Annotated in this window: 19 protein-coding genes; 4 read left to right on the top strand and 15 right to left on the bottom strand. The window is 67.1% G+C overall.

The window, feature by feature from the left end:
* Window positions 1-100: 100 nt before the first annotated feature.
* The 6 genes from RH91_RS09630 to RH91_RS09605 form a co-directional block, all read right to left on the bottom strand.
* A complete protein-coding gene (locus RH91_RS09630; protein WP_010162504.1) occupies window positions 101-463 on the bottom strand; it encodes a lysozyme inhibitor LprI family protein in 363 nt (120 codons plus the stop codon).
* Entirely contained in the window at window positions 454-1,488 is a 1,035-nt protein-coding gene (gene bioB, locus RH91_RS09625; RefSeq protein ID WP_010162503.1) for a biotin synthase BioB, read from the bottom strand. The genes RH91_RS09630 and bioB overlap by 10 nt, the downstream gene beginning before the upstream one ends.
* Window positions 1,489-1,604: 116 nt before the next feature.
* On the bottom strand, window positions 1,605-3,815 hold the full coding sequence (gene scpA / locus RH91_RS09620; protein ID WP_010162502.1) for a methylmalonyl-CoA mutase: 2,211 nt from the start codon (window positions 3,813-3,815) through the stop codon (window positions 1,605-1,607).
* Window positions 3,815-4,597, bottom strand: coding sequence for an enoyl-CoA hydratase-related protein (locus RH91_RS09615; RefSeq protein ID WP_029623746.1), 783 nt, complete (start codon window positions 4,595-4,597; stop codon window positions 3,815-3,817). The genes scpA and RH91_RS09615 overlap by 1 nt, the downstream gene beginning before the upstream one ends.
* 321 nt (window positions 4,598-4,918) lie before the next feature.
* Complete coding sequence (locus RH91_RS09610) at window positions 4,919-7,069, bottom strand: sodium-translocating pyrophosphatase (protein ID WP_029623745.1); 2,151 nt, start codon at window positions 7,067-7,069, stop codon at window positions 4,919-4,921.
* A gap of 109 nt (window positions 7,070-7,178) precedes the next feature.
* Window positions 7,179-8,246, bottom strand: a complete 1,068-nt coding sequence (locus RH91_RS09605; protein ID WP_010162498.1) for a thiamine-phosphate kinase — start codon at window positions 8,244-8,246, stop codon at window positions 7,179-7,181.
* An 86-nt stretch (window positions 8,247-8,332) separates the two neighbouring features.
* Here RH91_RS09605 and RH91_RS09600 point away from each other — a divergent pair, with 86 nt between their 5' ends.
* On the top strand, window positions 8,333-9,115 hold the full coding sequence (locus tag RH91_RS09600) for a helix-turn-helix domain-containing protein (RefSeq protein WP_029623744.1): 783 nt from the start codon (window positions 8,333-8,335) through the stop codon (window positions 9,113-9,115).
* A 24-nt stretch (window positions 9,116-9,139) separates the two neighbouring features.
* Here the strand turns inward: RH91_RS09600 and RH91_RS21605 are convergent, their stop codons facing one another.
* The 4 genes from RH91_RS21605 to hisG all read right to left on the bottom strand — a co-directional run bounded on the left by RH91_RS21605 (window position 9,140) and on the right by hisG (window position 12,125).
* Window positions 9,140-9,316, bottom strand: a complete 177-nt coding sequence (locus RH91_RS21605; RefSeq protein WP_010162496.1) for a DUF4169 family protein — start codon at window positions 9,314-9,316, stop codon at window positions 9,140-9,142.
* A 2-nt stretch (window positions 9,317-9,318) separates the two neighbouring features.
* Complete coding sequence (gene nusB, locus RH91_RS09595) at window positions 9,319-9,789, bottom strand: transcription antitermination factor NusB (protein WP_010162495.1); 471 nt, start codon at window positions 9,787-9,789, stop codon at window positions 9,319-9,321.
* A gap of 196 nt (window positions 9,790-9,985) precedes the next feature.
* Window positions 9,986-11,272, bottom strand: a complete 1,287-nt coding sequence (gene hisD / locus RH91_RS09590) for a histidinol dehydrogenase (protein WP_010162494.1) — start codon at window positions 11,270-11,272, stop codon at window positions 9,986-9,988.
* A 190-nt stretch (window positions 11,273-11,462) separates the two neighbouring features.
* Window positions 11,463-12,125, bottom strand: coding sequence for an ATP phosphoribosyltransferase (gene hisG / locus RH91_RS09585; RefSeq protein ID WP_010162493.1), 663 nt, complete (start codon window positions 12,123-12,125; stop codon window positions 11,463-11,465).
* An 85-nt stretch (window positions 12,126-12,210) separates the two neighbouring features.
* Here hisG and RH91_RS09580 point away from each other — a divergent pair, with 85 nt between their 5' ends.
* On the top strand, window positions 12,211-13,311 hold the full coding sequence (locus RH91_RS09580) for a DUF2332 domain-containing protein (RefSeq protein ID WP_010162492.1): 1,101 nt from the start codon (window positions 12,211-12,213) through the stop codon (window positions 13,309-13,311).
* Window positions 13,312-13,498: 187 nt separating this feature from the next.
* Here the strand turns inward: RH91_RS09580 and RH91_RS09575 are convergent, their stop codons facing one another.
* The 5 genes from RH91_RS09575 to RH91_RS09555 form a co-directional block, all read right to left on the bottom strand.
* Entirely contained in the window at window positions 13,499-14,386 is an 888-nt protein-coding gene (locus RH91_RS09575; RefSeq protein WP_010162491.1) for an alpha/beta fold hydrolase, read from the bottom strand.
* A gap of 141 nt (window positions 14,387-14,527) precedes the next feature.
* Window positions 14,528-15,430: a pirin family protein gene (locus RH91_RS09570; RefSeq protein WP_010162490.1), complete on the bottom strand. Its 903-nt coding sequence runs from the start codon at window positions 15,428-15,430 to the stop codon at window positions 14,528-14,530.
* Window positions 15,427-15,885 (bottom strand): NUDIX hydrolase, encoded by a 459-nt coding sequence (locus tag RH91_RS09565; protein WP_010162489.1) that lies wholly within the window; start codon window positions 15,883-15,885, stop codon window positions 15,427-15,429. Before RH91_RS09565 ends, RH91_RS09570 begins: the two co-directional genes overlap by 4 nt.
* Window positions 15,882-16,598 carry a glutathione S-transferase gene (locus RH91_RS09560; protein ID WP_198283247.1) on the bottom strand — a complete coding sequence of 239 codons (717 nt, stop codon included), beginning with the start codon at window positions 16,596-16,598 and terminating at the stop codon, window positions 15,882-15,884. Before RH91_RS09560 ends, RH91_RS09565 begins: the two co-directional genes overlap by 4 nt.
* Complete coding sequence (locus RH91_RS09555; RefSeq protein WP_010162487.1) at window positions 16,595-16,894, bottom strand: BolA family protein; 300 nt, start codon at window positions 16,892-16,894, stop codon at window positions 16,595-16,597. Before RH91_RS09555 ends, RH91_RS09560 begins: the two co-directional genes overlap by 4 nt.
* A 41-nt stretch (window positions 16,895-16,935) precedes the next feature.
* On the opposite strand from RH91_RS09555, the gene RH91_RS09550 reads away from it, so the two are divergent.
* Entirely contained in the window at window positions 16,936-17,544 is a 609-nt protein-coding gene (locus tag RH91_RS09550) for a J domain-containing protein (protein ID WP_010162486.1), read from the top strand.
* Between the two features lie 373 nt (window positions 17,545-17,917).
* Window positions 17,918-18,928: a cobaltochelatase subunit CobS gene (gene cobS / locus RH91_RS09545; protein ID WP_010162485.1), complete on the top strand. Its 1,011-nt coding sequence runs from the start codon at window positions 17,918-17,920 to the stop codon at window positions 18,926-18,928.
* The last annotated feature ends 72 nt before the right edge of the window (window positions 18,929-19,000 follow it).

The raw sequence follows: 19,000 nt of genomic DNA, 5'->3' as shown, positions 1-19,000 counted from the left end.
TGCGGGAAGGGCCGGGGAGGGCCTGTCCGCAAGGGGTGCTGTTCTCCGGGAGGTTGGCCCCTCCCCTAACCCCTCCCGCAAGCGGGAGGGGAACTCGTCATCACTGATACCAGATCATCGACTTCAACTGCGCCGTCCGCGCCCGCGTCAGGCGCGTCCGGCACGCCGCCATCGTCATGCCCTGCGCAGAGCCGCCGGCATATTGCCCGCCCTCGATTACGCATTGCGTATCGCGGAACTTGAGCCAGGCGCGCTGGCTTTCGAGCAGCGCCCCGGCAAAACCGAACCCGCCGCCGCGCGACGTGTCCTGCGCGTCACGGCCTTTCATATACGCATAGGTCCGCTTCCACTGCGCAGTCATCGCGGCATCCGCCTGTGCGTAGCTGGAGCCGGCGGTGCGGTTCATGTCCGCCTGGGTCTGGACCGGAGCGGCGGCGGCGACCAGCAGCGCGATCAGCAGCACGTCTTTTCCTTCCGCATCGGTTCTTCTCCAACCATCGGGACCAGCCCGAGCTTCGCCATCAACGCGGCGTCCTTGTCGTCGCCGGCGTTGCCCGTCGTCAGCAGCTTGTCGCCGGTGAAGATCGAGTTCGCGCCTGCCATGAAGCACAAGGCCTGCGTCGCTTCGGACATGCTCTCTCGCCCCGCCGACAGCCGCACCATGCTCAGCGGCATCGTCACGCGCGCGACCGCGACGGTGCGGACGAACTCGATGTCGTCGATCTTGGCGAGCGGCGTATCCGCGAGCATGTTGCCGAGCACCGTGCCCTTGACCGGCACCAGCGCATTGACCGGCACGCTCTCCGGGTGACGCGGCAACGTCGCCAGCGCATGGACGAACCCTACGCGATCGCCGCGCGTCTCGCCCATGCCCACGATCCCGCCGCAGCACACGTTGATCCCCGCCTCGCGGACGTTCTCTAGCGTGTCGAGACGATCCTGGAAGGTGCGGGTGGTGATGACCTCGGCATATTTCTCGGGCGAAGTATCGATGTTGTGGTTGTAATAATCGAGCCCCGCGTCGGCGAGCTGCTTCGCCTGGTGCGGCTCGAGCATGCCCAGCGTCATGCAGGTTTCCATCCCCATCTGGCGGACGCCCTGCACCATTTCGATGATCGCGGGCATGTCCTTGTCCTTGGGGTTGCGCCACGCCGCGCCCATGCAAAACCGCTGGCTTCCAGCGTCGCGCGCCTGTGCCGCCGATTGCAGAACCGCGCGGACGTCCATCAGCTTGCTCGCCTTGAGCTCGGTGTCGGCGCTTGCGGACTGGTTGCAATAACCGCAATCCTCGGGGCAGCCGCCAGTCTTGATCGACAGCAGCGTGCACAGCTGCACCTCGCCCGCCGCATGATGCGCGCGGTGCGTGGTCTGCGCGCGGAACATCAGTTCGTCGAAGGGCAAGTCGAACAGCGCGGCGATTTCCTGGCGCGTCCAGTCGTTCCGTACGCGCCCCTCCCCACTGCCGTCATGCTGAACTTGTTTCAGCATCCACTCCTCCGCTTGCCCGGACTGCCCTTGTGGCACGGTGGACCCTGAAACGAGTTCAGGGTGACGCTGGAGGGTGGGGTGACGCTCGGCATCCTGTTGCTTAGCCAAAATCTCGTTCATTCCACACCTTCCTCAACCGGCGGCATATTATGCCCCAGCAATCGCAACACTTCGCCCGCTGCCTCGACCAGATTGGTCCCGGGCCCGAAAATCCCCTGCACGCCCGCGTCGAGAAGCGTCTGGTAATCCTGCGCGGGGATCACCCCGCCCGCGATCACCTTGATGTCGCCACGCCCGGCCTCGCGCAAATGCCCGATCAGCTCGGGAATCAGCGTCTTGTGCCCCGCCGCGAGCGAGGATGCACCGACCACGTCGACATCGCTCTTGATCGCCAGCTCGGCGGCTTCAGCGGGCGTCTGGAACAACGGCCCCGGCACGACATCGAACCCGAGATCGCCGAACGCCGACGACACGAGGTTCGCGCCGCGGTCATGCCCGTCCTGCCCCATCTTGGCGACCAGCATCCGGGGGCGACGGCCGTTGCGGGTCTCCAGCGAGACGACGCCTTCCTTCAGCCCCTGCCACGCGGCGTCGAACTCATGCGCGCCGCCGTAGATGCCCGACACCGGCGTCGGCACGGTATCGTACCGCCCGAACACATCCTCCATCGCGGAGGAAATCTCGCCGAGCGTCGCCCGCTGGCGGGCACATTCGACCGCGAGCGCGAGCACGTTGTCGGTCCCCCGCGCGCCCTCGCGCAACGCATCGAGCGCCGCGGTGCACTTCGCCTCGTCGCGCCCCGCCTTGGACTTCGCGATCCGCGCGATCTGCGCCTCGCGCACTGCGACATTGTCGACGTCGAGGATGTCGATCGGATCCTGCTCGGAAAGCTTGTACTTGTTGACGCCGACGATGACGTCCTCGCCCTTGTCGACCCGCGCCGCGCGGCCGGCAGAGGCTTCCTCGATCATCGCCTTGGGCCAGCCCGCCGCGACCGCCTGCGCCATCCCGCCCTCGGCCTCGACGCGCTGGATGATCTCCCACGCCTTGTCGACGAGCTCCTCGGTCAAGCTCTCGATGTAGTATGAGCCACCAAGCGGATCGACGACCTTGGTCATCCCCGTCTCCTCCTGCAGCACGATCTGCGTGTTGCGCGCGATCCGCGCCGAGAAGTCGGTCGGCAGCGCGATCGCTTCGTCGAGCGCATTGGTATGGAGGCTCTGCGTCCCCCCCAGCATCGCCGCCATCGCCTCGACCGTGGTGCGGATCACGTTGTTATACGGGTCCTGCTCGGTCAGCGACACGCCGCTGGTCTGGCAGTGCGTGCGCAGCATCTTGGAGCGTTCGTCCTTCGCACCGAGATCGGTCATCACGCGGTGCCACAGCTTGCGCGCCGCGCGCAGCTTGGCGATCTCCATGAAGAAGTTCATGCCGATCGCGAAGAAGAAGCTCAGCCGCCCCGCAAACGCATCGAGATCGAGCCCGGACGCCATCGCCGCCTTGGCGTACTCCCGCCCGTCCGCGATCGTGAACGCCAGCTCCTGCAGCTGCGTCGCGCCCGCTTCCTGCATGTGATAGCCGGAGATCGAGATGCTGTTGAACTTCGGCATGTGTGCCGACGTGTACCCGATGATGTCCGAGATGATCCGCATCGAAGGCGCAGGCGGGTAGATGTACGTGTTGCGGACCATGAACTCTTTGAGGATGTCGTTCTGGATGGTCCCGTCGAGCAAATGCTGCGGCACCCCCTGCTCCTCGCCCGCGACGATGAAGAAGGCGAGGATCGGGATCACCGCGCCGTTCATCGTCATGCTGACCGACATCTTGTCGAGCGGGATCCCGTCGAACAGGATCTTCATGTCGTCGATCGTGTCGATCGCGACGCCTGCCTTGCCGACGTCGCCGGTGACGCGCGGATGGTCGCTGTCATAGCCGCGATGCGTCGCCAGATCGAACGCGACCGACAGGCCCTTCTGCCCGGCAGCAAGGTTGCGCCGGTAGAAGGCGTTGGACGCCTCGGCGGTCGAGAACCCCGCATATTGCCGGATCGTCCACGGCCGCCCCGCGTACATCGATGCGCGCACGCCGCGCGTGAACGGCGCGAAACCGGGGAGGCCGGGGTCGATGTCCGCCACGTCCTCTGCCGTGTAAAGCGGCTTGACGTCGATCCCTTCGGGCGTGTGCCAGGTCAGGTCCTTGCCCTTGACCTCCTTCGCCGCCGCCGCTGCCCAGGCGTCGAGCGTCGGGCGCTTGCTCGGCTCGGGAAGATCGCGCGGGGCCGGCGTGCTGCCGGCGTCCTCACCCGTATTCGTTTCAATCTCTGCCATCAGGTGCCTGTGAACCGTGGCTTTCGTTTCTGCAAGAAGGCCATGCCGCCTTCCATCGAATCGGCGGTGCCGCGGACATGGCGCTGGTTTTCGGCCTCCTGCACCATCGCCGCGGCGTAATCGGCTTCATACGCATGTCGGATCTGGCGACGAATCAACCCCATCGCGACGGTCGGCCCAGCGGCGAGCCGTTCCGCCAACGCGACCGCTTCCGCATCGAGCGAGTCGTCGGACGTGACCTTGTGGATCATCCCCCAGTCGAGCGCCTTTGCGGCGGGAACGCGCTCGCCCAGCAGCATCATCTCGGTCGCGCGCGCACGGCCGATGAGGCGCGGGAGCATCCACGACGCGCCGCCGTCGGGGACGAGCCCGATGTTGACGAACGCCTGGAGGAAGTAAGCGGTCTCGCTCGCGACACAGAAATCGGCGGCGAGCGCGAGGCTGCAGCCGATCCCGGCGGCTGGCCCGCGCACCGCGCTGACGACGGGGACGGACAGGTCGGCGATCGCGGCGATCGTCGGGTTATACGCTTCGGTCAGCGCCTTGAAGGTGCTGTTGCCGGGGTCGTCGCTGCCGAGCGCACCGCCGCCGACGTCCGCGCCCGAGCAGAAGCCTCGGCCAGCCGCAGCAATCAGCACTGCGCGGGCGCCGTCGAGTTCGGAAAGCGCGGTTCGGAGGTCGTCGAACATCTGCGGCGGGGCGGCGTTGAGCCGGTCCGGGCGGTTGAGCGTGACGATCAGCACGTCGCCGCGCCGTTCGGTCTGGATCATGGGGTCGGGCATCACTTGGTCCTTGGAAACGTGCTGTCGGTGGTAGCGTACGGCGGGAGTTGGTTCACCCCTATCGATTGGTGGAAGCAGGCGGGATTCCCGTCCCCCTTCCGGCATTCTCGCGAAAGCAAAAGTTTTCAAAACCGTCCGTCATCCTGAACTTGTTTCAGGATCCAGCCCTCCACGAGTCCGGACTTGGCCTGTTGCACGGTGGATGCTGAAACAAGTTCAGCATGACGGCAGCTTGTGGGGCAAGGGGTCACTATCAAACCTTCGATTGCCTTTATGCAGCGGTCTCGCCTTCGCTTGAGGGCAGGCCGCCCTTCCCACCCCTCACCCCGCCGCCGCCAGCGCCGCGAGCAACAGCAGCGCGACGATATTCGTGATCTTGATCATCGGGTTCACCGCCGGCCCCGCCGTATCCTTATACGGATCGCCGACCGTATCCCCCGTCACCGCCGCCTTGTGCGCCTCCGACCCCTTGCCGCCGTAATTGCCGTCCTCGATGAACTTCTTGGCATTGTCCCACGCGCCGCCGCCCGACGTCATCGAGATCGCGACGAACAGCCCCGACACGATCACCCCGAGCAACATCGCGCCCAGCGCCGCAAACCCCTCGGCCTGCCCCGCGACGAAGGTGATCACGAAATACACCAGGATCGGCGACAGCACCGGCAGCAGCGACGGCACGATCATCTCGCGGATCGCGGCGCGCGTCACGAGGTCGACCGTCCGCGCATAATCGGGCCGGCTGGTGCCGAGCATGATACCCGGATTGTCGCGGAACTGCGCGCGGACTTCCTCGACCACCGCGCCCGCCGCGCGCCCGACCGCGGTCATCCCCATCGCGCCGAACAGATACGGCAGCAACGCGCCAAGCAGCAGACCGACGATGACGTAGGGGTTGGACAATGCGAAATTGACCGTGAGCGTCGGGAAATCGCGCGCCAAATCGGACGTATAGGCATTGAACAGCACCAGCGCCGCCAGCGCCGCCGAGCCGATCGCATACCCCTTGGTCACCGCCTTGGTGGTGTTCCCGACCGCGTCCAGCGCGTCGGTGCGATGCCGCACGTCATCGGGCAGTCCCGCCATCTCGGCGATCCCGCCCGCGTTATCGGTCACCGGCCCGTACGCATCAAGCGCGACGACCATCCCCGCCTGCGCGAGCATCGCGGTCGCGGCGAACGCGATCCCGATCACCCCCGCCAATTGATACGCCGCGATCACCGCGACGACGATCACGAGCGTCGGCAGCGCGGTCGATTCGAGGCTGATCGCGAGCCCCTGGATCACATTGGTGCCGTGCCCCGTCTCGGACGCCTTGGCGATCGAGCGGACCGGGCGGAAGTTGGTGCCGGTGTAATATTCGGTGATCCACACCAGCAGGCCGGTGACGGCCAGCCCGATCATCATGCACCAGAACAATTGCATGCCGGTAAAACTCGCGGCGGCCACACCCGCGATCGCCTCGGGGCTCGCGCCATCCAGAAACGCATTGCCCCCGATCCGCGCATCCATGTCGCCGAGTGTATAGCGCGTGACGACATAGATCGCCGGGATCGATAGCCCGACGCTCAGCCAGAACCCCTTGTACAGCGCGCCCATGATCGTGCCTTTGCCGAGGCGTACCGCGTACGTCCCGAGGATCGACGTCAGGATGCACACCCCGCCGACGATCAGCGGCAGCGTCATCACGTTGAGCAGATGATCCGCATTCTTGAGCGCGAGCGCGACCGAGATCATCGTCACACCGATCGTGACGACATAGGTCTCGAACAGATCCGCCGCCATGCCGGCGCAGTCGCCGACATTGTCGCCGACGTTATCGGCAATCGTGGCGGGATTGCGCGGGTCGTCCTCGGGAATTCCCGCCTCGACCTTGCCGACCAGATCCGCGCCGACATCCGCCGCCTTGGTGAAGATGCCGCCGCCCAACCGCGCGAAGATCGAGATGAGCGACGCGCCGAACGCCAGCGCGGTCAGCGCCTTGACCACCACCGGCGCGCCCGCGTCGGCGCCGTTCGGCCCCGCGAGATACAGGAACGTCCCAGAGATCGACAGCAATCCGAGCCCCGCGACGAGCAACCCCGTCACCGCACCCGACCGGAACGCCATCGTCAGCCCGCCTTGCAGCGACGTCCGCGCGGCCTCGGCAGTGCGCACGTTCGCGCGGACCGAGATGTTCATGCCGACATATCCCGCCACGCCCGACAGCACCGCGCCCAGCGCGAAGCTCAGCGCGGAGACAGGCGTGCGCATCCCGTCGAGGAACACCCACACCAGCAGCAGGACGATGACGCCAACGATCGCGATCGTGCGATATTGCCGCCCGAGATAGGCCTTCGCCCCCTCCTGGATCGCGGCGGCGATATCCTGCATCTTGTCGTTGCCCGCGGGCGCTCGGAGAACCTGCTGGCTGGTGATCGCGCCGTAGGCGACGGCGATCAGGCCACAGATGATGGCGGCATAGACGATCGTCATGCTGTTCCTTTCCTGAAGTCCGGCAAGGATCGCGACCGCGGTCTCGTCCCCGCTCTTGGGCCTCATCCTACAGGCGGAGGATGGGTTGGCAAGCGCGCCCGCCCGGGGCTTATTGGTTGTGCTGGAACCCCAGATTGCCGGGGAGCGGAACGGCTTCGTCCGCGTGGACCAGAATCAGCCCGGTCCCCGCTGAAAACCGGCCAACACGCGTCGCGGCGCAAGGCAGCGGAACGTCGGGCGCGGCCGCGAACAGGAGCTGGTAATCGTCCCCCGCCGTCGCTGCTGTAAGCCGCGCTGCGCGATCGTCACCCGCGTAGGTGCGATACGCGTCGGACAATGGAACGTCGGCCAGGTCGACCGTGGCCGACAGCCCGCTCGCCGCTGCCATCCGCTGCGCGTCGATCAGCAGCCCGTCGGACACGTCCATCATCGCGCTGACGACACTGCCCAGCGCGCGCCCCTCGGCGAGGCGCGGCTGCGGTCGGCGATAGGCGGCGAGCAATTCGACGGGGCCTGTTTGCCCCTGCGCGATCTTCAGTCCTGCGCCCGCATCCCCGATCGTGCCGGTGACGTAGAGCGCATCGCCCGCCCGCGCGCCGGTGCGGATCGGTGCGGTCGCGCTCCTGCCGATGGCGGTGAGCGTAAGGACGCGAGGGGCGTGCGCCGGAAGCGATACGGTATCGCCGCCGAGCAGCGGGGCACTGAAGGTGGTCAGCGCGTGTCCGAAGCCTTCGAGAAACGCGGAGTCCCAATCCTCACGCCCCCCTTCTCGCTCCCTCCCTTCTCGCTTCCCCGGCGAAGGCCGGGGCCCAGTATCGATGGCCGCGGTAACGTCTGGCTGGTCGCCGCCATCACCGTCCCGCGACTGGGCCCCGGCCTTCGCCGGGGAAGCGCAAGAAGAAGAGGAAGCGGAAGTGGATGGGTCCGCCCGCAACGGGTAGTTGAGCATCACCCCCACCGGCACCGCGCCCTTGGCCGCCAGATCCGACAGGTTGGTCGCCACCAGCTTCCACGCCACGTCCCCCGCCGGATCGCTGCCAAGGTAATGCACCCCCTCCACCAGCGTATCGGTGGTGAGCACCAGATCCCCCAGCCGCGCCGCATCGTCGCGCAGGTCGAGCGCGCCGGGATGGAGCGGGAGGCGGCGCAGGCAGGCGAGAAATTCGGCTTCGGTCATGCGTTGGGGTCTAGCGGGAGTGGCAGCCCTGCAGGTACGAATTTTTCGGGGTAGTCGCGCCACGCCCCGCAACTAGGGTCTTCGCCATGACCATGACCGCACGAGACGGAATCGGAACGCTGACCGAAAAGGAGAAGCAGACCCTTCGCCTGATCGTGCGCGGACACGATGCCAAGTCCACCGCGCGCAGCCTCGGCCTGTCGGTCCACACGATCAACGAACGCCTGCGCGACGCGCGCCGCAAGATGGCGGTGTCGAGCAGCCGCGAGGCCGCGCGAATCCTGTTCGAGGCGGAGGGCGATGCGCTCGCGCCGCCGCCCCCCGAATTCCCTGTGGACGCGGGAATCGGGGAAGACGCGCCACGCGCGCCGACCGATCAGGGCGGCGCGCCCAGCAGTGGCGTCGGGCCGGCGCACCGCCGCCCCGCCGTTATCGTCGGAGTCCTGTCCATGACACTCGCGCTCGCCCTGATCGCCCTTGCCGCCGTACCGCAAACCGCCCCAACCACACCGCCGTCGCCAGCCGCCTCCAGCGAAACGCCGGATGCGGCGGTGGTCGACACCGCGCGGCAGTGGCTCGCGCTGCTCGATCAGTCGCGCTGGGCGGAAAGCTATCGCCTGACCGGTCGCGCGTTCCGCAAGCTCAACACCGTCCAGGCCTGGACGGCGGCGTCGAACAGCGCGCGAGTCCCCCTCGGCGCGGTGGTGTCGCGCGGCTTCGACAGCCAGCAATATCTGCCCGCGCCCCCCGCCGGCTATGAAGTGGTGAAGTTCCGGACCAGCTTCGCCAACAAGACCGGGGCGGTCGAGACGGTGACGCTCGTCCAGGAAAGCGGTGCGTGGCGCGTCGTGGGGGTGACGGTGGGATAAGCCGTCCCGGTCGAGCCTTCGGCCTCAGTCCTCGCGCTTCGCGCCGTCGAGCAGTCGCGCCTGCCGTTCGGCATCGGCGGTTGCGGCAGCGCGTTCGGCCTTCGTCCGCCCGAACGCCGCGCGATTGACGGCAGCTCCCTCGGCGGCGGCGTCACGCGCGCGGGCCTTGCGGGCGCGGCGGAGGTTGATGACCTCCGCCATGCTCAACCGCGCACGTCCTTGGCGATCGCGTCGAGCAGCCCGTTGACGAAGCCAGCTTCCCGCTTGTCGAAAAAGGCGTGCGCGACGTCGACATATTCGGTGATGACCGCAGCTGTCGGCACGTCGGCGCGCGCCATCAGCTCATAGGTGCCTGCGCGCAGGATCGCGCGCATCGCCTTGTCGAGCCGCGTCAGGTTCCACCCCTTCGCGAGCTTGCCCGCGATCGCGGTGTCGATCTCGGACAGGCGCGCGGTGGTGCCCTTCACGACGTCGTCGAAGAAATCGACTTCGGGCTCGGCATATTCGGCATCCTCGATCGTCGCACCGAGGCGGTGGTTGTGGAATTCGTGGAGCAGCACCGGGATCGCGGTGGCTTCCATGTCGTGCTGGTACAGCGCCTGGACGGCGGCGAGACGCGCGGCGGCGCGCGCCTTGGAGCGCGGGGCGGTGCGGGGAGTGGAATGGGAAGACATTGCGCGGCCCTTAAGGGAAAAAGCCGCTGACGGGAACCGTGGGTTTTGCTTGCCCTTCTTAAGCCCCTCACCTTCAGGGGAGGGGTTGGGGTGGGGAAGTCCAGCAGAACCTCGCTCTCTGCGAGGCACTTCCCCACCCCCTACCCCTCCCCTGAAGGGGAGGGGCTTCACCTCCCCTAGAGGGAGCGGCTTGAGATCACCCCAACCGCAACGCCACCGACCGCGCATGCGCCGGCAACCCCTCGGCCTCCGCCAGGGCCACCGCCGCCGGCCCGATCGCCGCCAACCCCTGCGCACCAAGCTCCAGGAAGCTCGTCCGCTTCATGAAATCGAGCACCGACAACCCGCTCGAAAACCGTGCCCGCCGTCCGGTCGGCAACACATGGTTCGGCCCAGCGACATAATCGCCGATCGCCTCAGGCGTATGCCGCCCGAGGAACACCGACCCGGCATGCCGCACCCGGTCGAACAACGCCTGCGGATCGTCGCACGCCAGTTCGAGATGCTCGGGCGCGAGACGGTCGACCAGTGGCAGCGACTCCTCGAGGCTTGCGGTCACGATGATCGCGCCATTCGCGTCCCACGCCGCGCGCGCGACCTTGGCGGTCGAAAGCGTGCCGATCTGCAGATCCACCTCCTCCGCCACCGCCCGCGCGAAGGCGGCATCGTCGGTGAACAGGATCGACTGGCTGGTCGGGTCATGCTCGCTTTGCGACAACAGGTCGGCGGCGATCCAGTCCGCGCGGTTCTTGCCGTCCGCGACGACGACGATCTCGGATGGCCCCGCGACCATGTCGATCCCGACCACGCCGTACAATTGCCGCTTGGCCTCGGCGACCCACGCGTTGCCCGGCCCCGTCACGACGTCGACCGCACCGATCCGCCCGGTGCCATAAGCCAGCGCCGCCACCGCCTGCGCGCCACCGATCCGCCACATCTCGTCGACGCCCGCGACATGCGCGGCGGCGAGCACCAGCGGGTTGACCTCGCCCTTGGGGGTCGGCGTGACCATCACCAGCCGGTCGACGCCCGCGACCTTGGCGGGGATCGCGTTCATCAGCACCGAGGACGGATAGGCCGCGCGCCCGCCGGGGACATACAGCCCCGCCGCCGCCACCGCATTCCACCGCGCGCCGAGCCGCACGCCCGCATCGTCGGTCATGTCGCTGTCGGCAGGCTTCTGCTTCTCGTGATAGGCCCGGATCCGCGCCGCCGCGAGATCGAGCGCATCGCGCAACTCGGGCGTCAGCGCCTCATAGGCGGCTTTCCATTCGGCCCGTTCGATCCGCCAGCCGGTCTCGTTGAGATCGTGCTGGTCGAACTTGCGCGTAAAAGCGTGGAGCGCGGCATCGCCTTCGTCACGGACGCTGGAGATGATCGTGCGGACATCGCGCGCGACATCGGCGTCGGCTTCGCGGCGCGCGTTGACGAGGGTTTCGAAGGCGCGGTCGAAGCCGGGCTCGGAAGTGGAGAGACGGATCATATCTGACTCCCCTCCCCTTCAGGAGTGTCAGGTGAATAGCCCCCCGGGCTATTCAGGTCAGGCCGGGGGCCTGACCGACCTGACACTGGGTTGGGGGTGGGGCGGTGCAGCAGTGCCAACATCTCTGCGAGACACGGCCCCACCCCAACCCCTCCCCTGAAGGGGAGGGGCTTAAGAATTGAAACTACACTCACGCCACCATCTCCTGCGCAACCGCCCGCCGAAACGCCTCGACCAGCGGCACGATTTCGCCCCGCGTCTTGAACGCCGCCCTATTGACGATCAGCCGGCTGGTCACCTCGCAGATCACTTCGACCTCGACCAACCCGTTCTCCTTGAGCGTCCGCCCCGACGACACCAGATCGACGATCCGCGGTGCCAGCCCCAGCAACGGTGCCAATTCCATCGCCCCGTTCAGCTTGACGCACTCCGCCGACACGCCACGCGCGGCAAAATGCGCTTCGGTGACGTGCGGATATTTGGTCGCGATTCGGACGTGGCTCCACCCGCGCGGGTCGTCATGCGCCGCCAGATCGGCGGGTTCGGCGACCGACAGGCGGCAATGCCCGATCCCGAGATCGACCGGCGCATACAGCTCCGAATAGTCGAACTCCGCCAGCACGTCCGACCCGACGATCCCCAATTGCGCCGCGCCATGCGCGACGAAGGTCGCGACGTCGAACGCGCGGACGCGGATCAGGTCGATCCTGGGATTGTTCGTGGTGAAGCGCAACGCGCGCGAATCCGGGTCGCTGAACGCGGCTTCGGGAACGATTCCAGCGCGTTCCAGCAAGGGAACCGCTTCGGACAGGATTCGCCCCTTGGGGACGGCGATGATGATCGGATCGGCCATATGGGTCGGGGCTTTACTTGGGCGGGGGGGTGGGCGCAACAACGCCCGAGAGAGCACCAAACGCCGCGCAAAAAGGATTGGTTCAATGGCCGACGAACAGACCAACCGCGGCGCCTTCCTGATCCAGCAGCACTATTGCGAGCGCAACGCCGCGCCGATCTATGCGCGGATGTGCGCGGCGGTGGCGGCGGGCGTGACGCGGGACAGCGTGCTTGGCGCGCGCGTGCTCGACTGGCCGGGCGAACCGACGCGCGACGCGCTGCCGTTGCGGCTGTTCGGCGGGCTGCATGCGCTGGTGCAGGCGGGGCAGGATGCCGGGCTGGCGGAGGTGTATGCGGGGCGCATGACAGACCCGGCGGAGATCGGCGCGACGCTCGAACGCGTGTTTGCCGACCATGCTGCGGCGTTGCTGCCATGGCTCGACGGACCGCCGCAGACCAACGAGCCGGGGCGATCCGGCGCGCTGATCCTCGGGCTGATCGCGCTCGCGCAGCGCCACGGGCCGCGGATCGAACTGCTCGAGATCGGGTCGAGCGCAGGGCTCAACCTGCTGATCGACCGCTATCGCTTCGATCTCGGCGGGACCTGCTATGGCCCGGCGGACTCGCCCGTGACGATCCGCCCCGAGTGGAAAGGCCCCCCTGCCCCGTCCGCGTCGCTCGATATCGTTTCGGTGCGCGGCTGCGACATCAACCCGATCGACGCGACCGATCCGGCGGTCGCCGCGCGGCTCTCGGCCTATGTCTGGCCCGACACGCCCGAACGGCTCGCGCGCGTGCGGACCGCGATCGCGATGCTCGGCGCGCGCTGCGTCGATCTGGTCCAGGCGGATGCCGCCGACTGGGTCGAGGCACGGCTCGCCGAACCGCAGGCGGCGGGGGTGACGCGGGTGCTGATGCATTCGGTCGTATGGCAATATCTGCCCGAGCCGGTCGCGGCGCGAATCCGGACGGCGATGCAGGCGGCGGGCGCCCGCGCGACGACGGAACGCCCGCTCGGCTGGGTGGCGATGGAGCCGGACCGTTCGGTCGGGCACCAGAATATCCGCGCGCGAAGCTGGCCGGGGGACGGTGCGTGGGAGACGGTCGCAACCGCGCATGCGCATGGCACCTGGGTGGATACCGCCGGGGGGAGCGGGGACGCGCCGCTGGTGGCGCTGCCGGAGGCTGCGAAGGTGGCGGTTTGAATTTCTGCTCCCCTTCCCCCTTCCTGTATACTTCTTCCCCCTTCTTCTTCCCCGGCGAAGGCCGGGGCCCAGCAGCGGAACGATATTTGGGGATCGCTGCGCGCGGTAACGAAAACCTTCGCTACTGGGCCCCGGCCTTCGCCGGGGAAGCGGCTTTGTTTGGAAGCGTTCGGAAAAACCGCCCGTCTTACGAATCCCCCAGCCACCCCCGGATCGCCGCGACCACCGCAGGCGCATTCTCCCACGGCACGAAATGCCCCGCATCGACGTGCCGCACCGTCAGGTCCGGCACCAGCGCGTCCAACCCCTCGAGCTGGCTCGGCAACAACGCGGCGTCCTTCATCCCCCAGATCACCAGCGTCGGCTGTCGCACCGGCGGGAATGGCGCGTCGAGGAACGCCGGACGCTCGGGCGTCTCGTCCATCGCGGGGACGATGATCGCGCTCGCACGATACCAGTTGAGCATCGCGGTCAGCGCACCGGGCTGGCTCCACTGGTCCAGATAGATCGGTTTCTCGTCCGCGATCCTGTCGAAATCGGTGTGCTTCAGGAAGCTGCCGTCGAAGAACGCCGACAGGCCGATGCTGTCGATATGCTTTTCGAGATCGGGATTTCGGAAGGCGCGGATGTACTGGCTCGCCTCGCGCTGCGCCATGTCGTCGAACTGCGTCTTCTGGAAGACGAAGGGGTGCGGTGCGTTGATGATGACGAGGCGCGTGATCCGGCCGGGATTCTGCAACGCCGCCATCCACGCGATCGCGCCGCCCCAGTCGTGCCCGACCAGCGTGAACTGGGCGATCCCGAAATGGTCGGCAAGCGCGAGCAGGTCGGCGACGATCTTGTCGGGGGTATAATCGCTGATTTCCGAGGGCTTGGACGAGCGCGCGAACCCGCGCTGGTCGGGTGCGATCACGAAATGGTCGCGCGCCAGGTCCGGCATCACCTCGCGCCAAGTGCGGTGCGATTCGGGAAATCCGTGGAGCAGGATGATCGGCGGGTTGGCCGGGTCGCCCGCGGTGGCGACGTCGAGCGTCACCCCGGTGGGCAGGTCGATCCGATGCAGGTCCTCAGCCATGTCTCTCTCCCTCTTGTTTTCTTTTAAAGCCCCTCCCCTTCAGGGGAGGGGTTGGGGGTGGGGCTGTCCAGCAGAACTAAGCTCTCTGCGAGGCACTGCCCCACCCCAACCCCTCCCCTGAAGGGGAGGGGCTATATTGAATTACGGATAGCTCACCGTCTTCGGCACCGCCGGGATCGGGATCCACTCCTTCTCGTCCCCCGGCACCCGCGCGAATTCGCCCGCGGTCCAGGCGCGCTTGGCTTCGTCGATCCGGTCGCGGCGCGACGAGACGAAATTCCACCAGACGTGCCGCGGGGTCGTGAACGCCTCGCCGCCGCACAGCGTCACGCGCCCGCCATCGGCCGAACGCAGCGTCGCCGCGATGCCGGGGCGCAGCACGTAAAGCATCATCGGCTCGAGCTTCATCCCGTCGAGGGTCGCCTCCCCCATCGCGACGTAGAGCGCGCGTTCGTCGGCGGCCGCATCGATCGGGACCGATCCGCCCGGCGCGAGCAGGATGTCCGCATAGATCGTGCTGGCATAGGTCGTGGTCGGGGCGGTCACGCCCCACAGGCTCCCCATCACCACCCGCGCCTGTGCCCCCGGCGTCTCCACGGTCGGCAACCGATCGCGCGCGACATGCTCGAACGCCGGGTCCATCTCCTCGTCCTTTTCGGGAAGCGCGATCCATGTCTGGATCCCGGAAAGCTCCGGCCCATGCGCGCGCTCGGCCGTGGGCGAACGCTCGCTGTGGACGATCCCGTGCCCGGCGGTCATCAGATTGACCGCGCCGGGCTCGATCGTCGCGAGGCTGCCGATCGAATCGCGATGGTCGATCGCGCCCGCGAACAGGTACGTCACTGTAGCGAGGTTGATATGCGGATGCGGGCGGACGTCGATTCCCTCGCCCACGCTCAGCACCGCGGGGCCCATCTGGTCGAAGAAGATGAACGGCCCAACCATCGTGCGTGGCCGCGACGGCAGCGTGCGATGCACCTTGAAGCCACCGAGGTCGTGCGTCACCGGGGTGATCGTCTGGAGGATCAGATCGTCATTGGTCACAGGTCAGGCTCCAGAGCCGCGAGAATCTCGCTGAGATCACTCGGAAAATAGGGTTCGTCGAGCGCGACCAACTCGGCGGGCGTGAACCAGCGCCAGCGCGTCATCACGCGCTGTTCGAGCGCGGTGTGGCCGGCCGTGTCGATCGCATCCGCGTCGGTCCGCACATGGAAATAGCGTTCGTCCGCGCTCACCGGTACGCCCTCGATCGTGATGAACTCGACGTCGCGTTGCAGCACTTCGGGCCCGGGATCGGCGTTTATTCCGGTTTCCTCGATCAGCTCGCGCCGCGCCGCGGTCGCATAATCCTCGCCTGGGTCGAGCGCGCCGCCGGGGGTGCACCAGAAGGGCGGGCGGTCGTCGGGGTCGAAGCGGAACAGCAGCACGCGGTCGGCCGCGTCGCGCAACAGGATACGCGCCGCCGGGCGCAGCGCGCGCGCAATGCCCTCGCCGCTCATTCGCCGTCCAGCTCGGGATAATGGCGGAAGATGCCCTCGGTCGAGAACGGCAGGCGGCGCTCGCTTTTGAGATAAGCGCGGATCCCCGGCAATTCGGCGACCTGATCGTGGATCGCAGTCACGCGCGGATAATCGCCCTCGATCGTCGCCATCCGCTTGGGGAACATGTAGCGCAGCCCCTCGACCAGCTGGAACAGCGACGTGTCGGCATAGGTCCAGCGATGGTCGACCAGCCAGTCCCCCTTGTGCGACGCAGCGGCCTGTTCGAAGTGCCGGAAGAATTTCGGGATCCGCTCGTCGCGGAAAGCATCGGCTGCGCCCAGGGCGGCGGTCTTCTGGTCTTCGTAATAGGCCATCATGTCGACCGGATGGTGGACGTTGTGGATCTCGGCGACCATGTCGGACATCGTCAGCTGCAACTGGTTGAGCCACAGCCGGTCCGCCATGTTCGACGGCGCGAGATGATGCCGCTCCCCCAGGTACAGCAGGATGTTGGCGACCTGGCCGATCACCATCCCGTCAAGCTCGAGATACGGCGGCGCGAACGACCCGCGCTTCGCGGCATTCTTTTCGAGATTGGCGACGAGCGCGTCGACTCCCTGTTCGCGCGCGCAATCGACATAGTCGATCCCGGCGGCTTCCATCGGCAACCGGATGAATTCTCCGCCTCCCTGGATACTTGGCCAATACCACAGCCCGTACCGCACGGTCATTCTCCCGGTGCCGTTGCGCGGATCGCAAGGGCGTGGATGCGATCCCGCAGCAGATCCGCCAGCGCCTGGTTGACCAGCCGCTGCCGCTGCACCCGGGAGAGGCCGGTGAAAGCGGGCGCTTCGATCGTCACCGAGAAATGCGATTCGCCCGTACCGTCGTCCCCCATGTGCCCGGCATGCTGCGCACTATCGTTGCTGATGTCGAGACGCGTGGGGGAAAGGGCGGTATTCAAACGATTTTCGATCTCGACGACGAGAGGAATGCGTTCGGCGGCACTGCTGGAAGGTTCGTTCATCGCGCCTATATAGGGCGCTTTTGCATCCTCAGGGAGCCTGCGTGGCGCGCGAATCCGAAAAGAAAGACCGACCCAATGCCCGCTTCCACGGCCGCGTGGAGGGGACCGGACGCCTGTGCTCGCACCCCGGTTGCACCGAACCGGGCGAATTTCGTGCGCCACCCGAGGAGGGGCCGGCCAACGGGTTCGAAGGGCCGCGGCCATATCGCTGGTTCTGCCTGGAGCATGTCCGCGCGTTCAACGCGCGCTACAACTTTTTCTCCGGCATGAGCCCGGACGAGATCCAGCAACAGCAACGCCCCTTTTCCGGATGGGAACGCGAGACCCGCGCGTTCGCGCATTCGGGCGCGGACGTGCCGCCGAAATGGTCCGACTTCCATGATCCGCTCGACGCGATCGGCGCGCGGTTCCGCCGCGCGTCGGAGGCGCAGCGCAAGGACGGACGTCCGTTGTCGGAGGCGGACCGGCGCTCGCTCAAGGTGCTGGGGCTCGCGACCGACGTCGACCGGCGCGCGCTTCGCGAACGCTATGCCGAGTTGGTGCGGCGCTATCACCCGGATCGGAATGGCGGGGATCGGAGCTTCGAGTCGAAGCTGCAGGAGGTGATCGGAGCCTACACGCAACTGAAGGGCGCACCCGCCTTCGCTTGACCCCAGGCCACCCAGTGCAGGCGTGCGCCGCCATGCCCCCGGCCTTGTGCCTTCCCCACCGCGCCTGCGCGGATCGGGATCCGGGGTCGGCAATTCGTAGCAGATGACGCTGCCATGCGGATTGCCGATCGCCTCTCCCCGAGTCGAACGTTTCCCACGCGCTTCCCGAACCTCCGGAAGGCGGCGCTTCGCCCCACCTGGGCGCAAGCAGCCGGACATCATCCCTCCGCCCGGCACGATTAGGAACTTTACCGCCCCCGCCTGAATGGGCATTGGAGAGATCGAAGCGCCGCACGCGGGACTTTGCCGCGGGCGATGCGTTTGGCGATGCGCGACCTCCCTGATCCTGCAGGGCGGCTTTTGGATTGAGCTCATGACCGATATCCCCAACACCCAGCCCGACAGCCGCGAGACGACGATCCTCGACGCGCCCGATCGCATGGTGAAAGTCCGCGACCTGTTCGGGATCGATTCGGACATGGAAGTTCCCGCGTTCAGCGAGGCGGACGAGCGCGTTCCTGATCTCGACCCGGCCTATGTGTTCGACGCGCCGACCACGCTCGCGATCTGCGCGGGCTTCGCGCACAACCGCCGCGTGATGGTCCAGGGCTATCACGGCACCGGCAAGTCGACTCACATCGAACAGGTCGCGGCGCGCCTCAAATGGCCGTGCATCCGCATCAACCTCGACGCGCACATCAGCCGCATCGACCTGGTCGGGCGCGACGCGATCGTGCTGCGCGACGGCCAGCAGGTCACCGAATTCCGCGAAGGCCTGCTCCCCTGGGCGCTGCAGACCCCGACCGCGCTCGTGTTCGACGAATATGATGCGGGCCGCCCCGACGTGATGTTCGTGATCCAGCGCGTGCTCGAGACCGAGGGCAAGCTGACCCTGCTCGACCAGAACCGCGTGATCCGCCCGAACCCGTATTTCCGCCTGTTCGCGACCGCGAACACGGTCGGCCTCGGCGACACGTCGGGTCTCTATCATGGCACGCAGCAGATCAACCAGGGTCAGATGGACCGCTGGAACATCGTCGTCACGCTCAACTATCTGCCCGCCGCGGTCGAGGCGCGGATCGTGCTCGCCAAATCGGGCGAATATGACAAGCCCACCGGCAAGGCCGAGGTCGAGAACATGGTCCGCGTCGCGGATCTGACGCGTCGTGGCTTTATGAACGGCGACATCTCGACCGTGATGAGCCCGCGCACCGTCATCACCTGGGCGCAGAACACGCTGATCTTCGGCGACGTCGGCTTCGCGTTCCGGCTCTCCTTCCTCAACAAGTGCGACGAGACCGAACGGTCGCTGGTCGCGGAATATTATCAGCGCGTGTTCGGCAAGGATCTGCCCGAGAGCGTCGTCGGCGCGGGCGTGAAATAAGCGATGCTGCTCGTCGCCCTGCTCCTTCAGGCCGCAACGCCGACACCCGCACCGGTTCCGGCCCCGTGGGGG

The sequence above is a fragment of the Sphingomonas sp. PAMC 26617 genome (assembly GCF_000242835.1).
In the GTDB taxonomy this organism is placed as follows: domain Bacteria; phylum Pseudomonadota; class Alphaproteobacteria; order Sphingomonadales; family Sphingomonadaceae; genus Sphingomonas.
This window is presented reverse-complemented; position numbering and strand designations above follow the sequence as displayed.

Bases quoted from the DNA above. Each gene is read 5' to 3' on its own strand.
- RH91_RS09560 (WP_198283247.1), bottom strand. From the start codon at position 16,598: ATGACCGTGCGGTACGGGCTGTGGTATTGGCCAAGTATCCAGGGAGGC.
- RH91_RS09575 (WP_010162491.1), bottom strand. From the start codon at position 14,386: ATGGCTGAGGACCTGCATCGGATCGACCTGCCCACCGGGGTGACGCTC.
- RH91_RS09565 (WP_010162489.1), bottom strand. From the start codon at position 15,885: ATGAGCGGCGAGGGCATTGCGCGCGCGCTGCGCCCGGCGGCGCGTATC.
- hisD (WP_010162494.1), bottom strand. From the start codon at position 11,272: ATGATCCGTCTCTCCACTTCCGAGCCCGGCTTCGACCGCGCCTTCGAA.
- hisG (WP_010162493.1), bottom strand. From the start codon at position 12,125: ATGGCCGATCCGATCATCATCGCCGTCCCCAAGGGGCGAATCCTGTCC.
- cobS (WP_010162485.1), top strand. From the start codon at position 17,918: ATGACCGATATCCCCAACACCCAGCCCGACAGCCGCGAGACGACGATC.
- RH91_RS09605 (WP_010162498.1), bottom strand. From the start codon at position 8,246: ATGACCGAAGCCGAATTTCTCGCCTGCCTGCGCCGCCTCCCGCTCCAT.
- scpA (WP_010162502.1), bottom strand. From the start codon at position 3,815: ATGGCAGAGATTGAAACGAATACGGGTGAGGACGCCGGCAGCACGCCG.
- RH91_RS09580 (WP_010162492.1), top strand. From the start codon at position 12,211: ATGGCCGACGAACAGACCAACCGCGGCGCCTTCCTGATCCAGCAGCAC.
- RH91_RS09600 (WP_029623744.1), top strand. From the start codon at position 8,333: ATGACCATGACCGCACGAGACGGAATCGGAACGCTGACCGAAAAGGAG.
- RH91_RS09610 (WP_029623745.1), bottom strand. From the start codon at position 7,069: ATGACGATCGTCTATGCCGCCATCATCTGTGGCCTGATCGCCGTCGCC.
- RH91_RS09555 (WP_010162487.1), bottom strand. From the start codon at position 16,894: ATGAACGAACCTTCCAGCAGTGCCGCCGAACGCATTCCTCTCGTCGTC.
- bioB (WP_010162503.1), bottom strand. From the start codon at position 1,488: ATGCTGAAACAAGTTCAGCATGACGGCAGTGGGGAGGGGCGCGTACGG.
- RH91_RS21605 (WP_010162496.1), bottom strand. From the start codon at position 9,316: ATGGCGGAGGTCATCAACCTCCGCCGCGCCCGCAAGGCCCGCGCGCGT.
- RH91_RS09615 (WP_029623746.1), bottom strand. From the start codon at position 4,597: ATGCCCGACCCCATGATCCAGACCGAACGGCGCGGCGACGTGCTGATC.
- nusB (WP_010162495.1), bottom strand. From the start codon at position 9,789: ATGTCTTCCCATTCCACTCCCCGCACCGCCCCGCGCTCCAAGGCGCGC.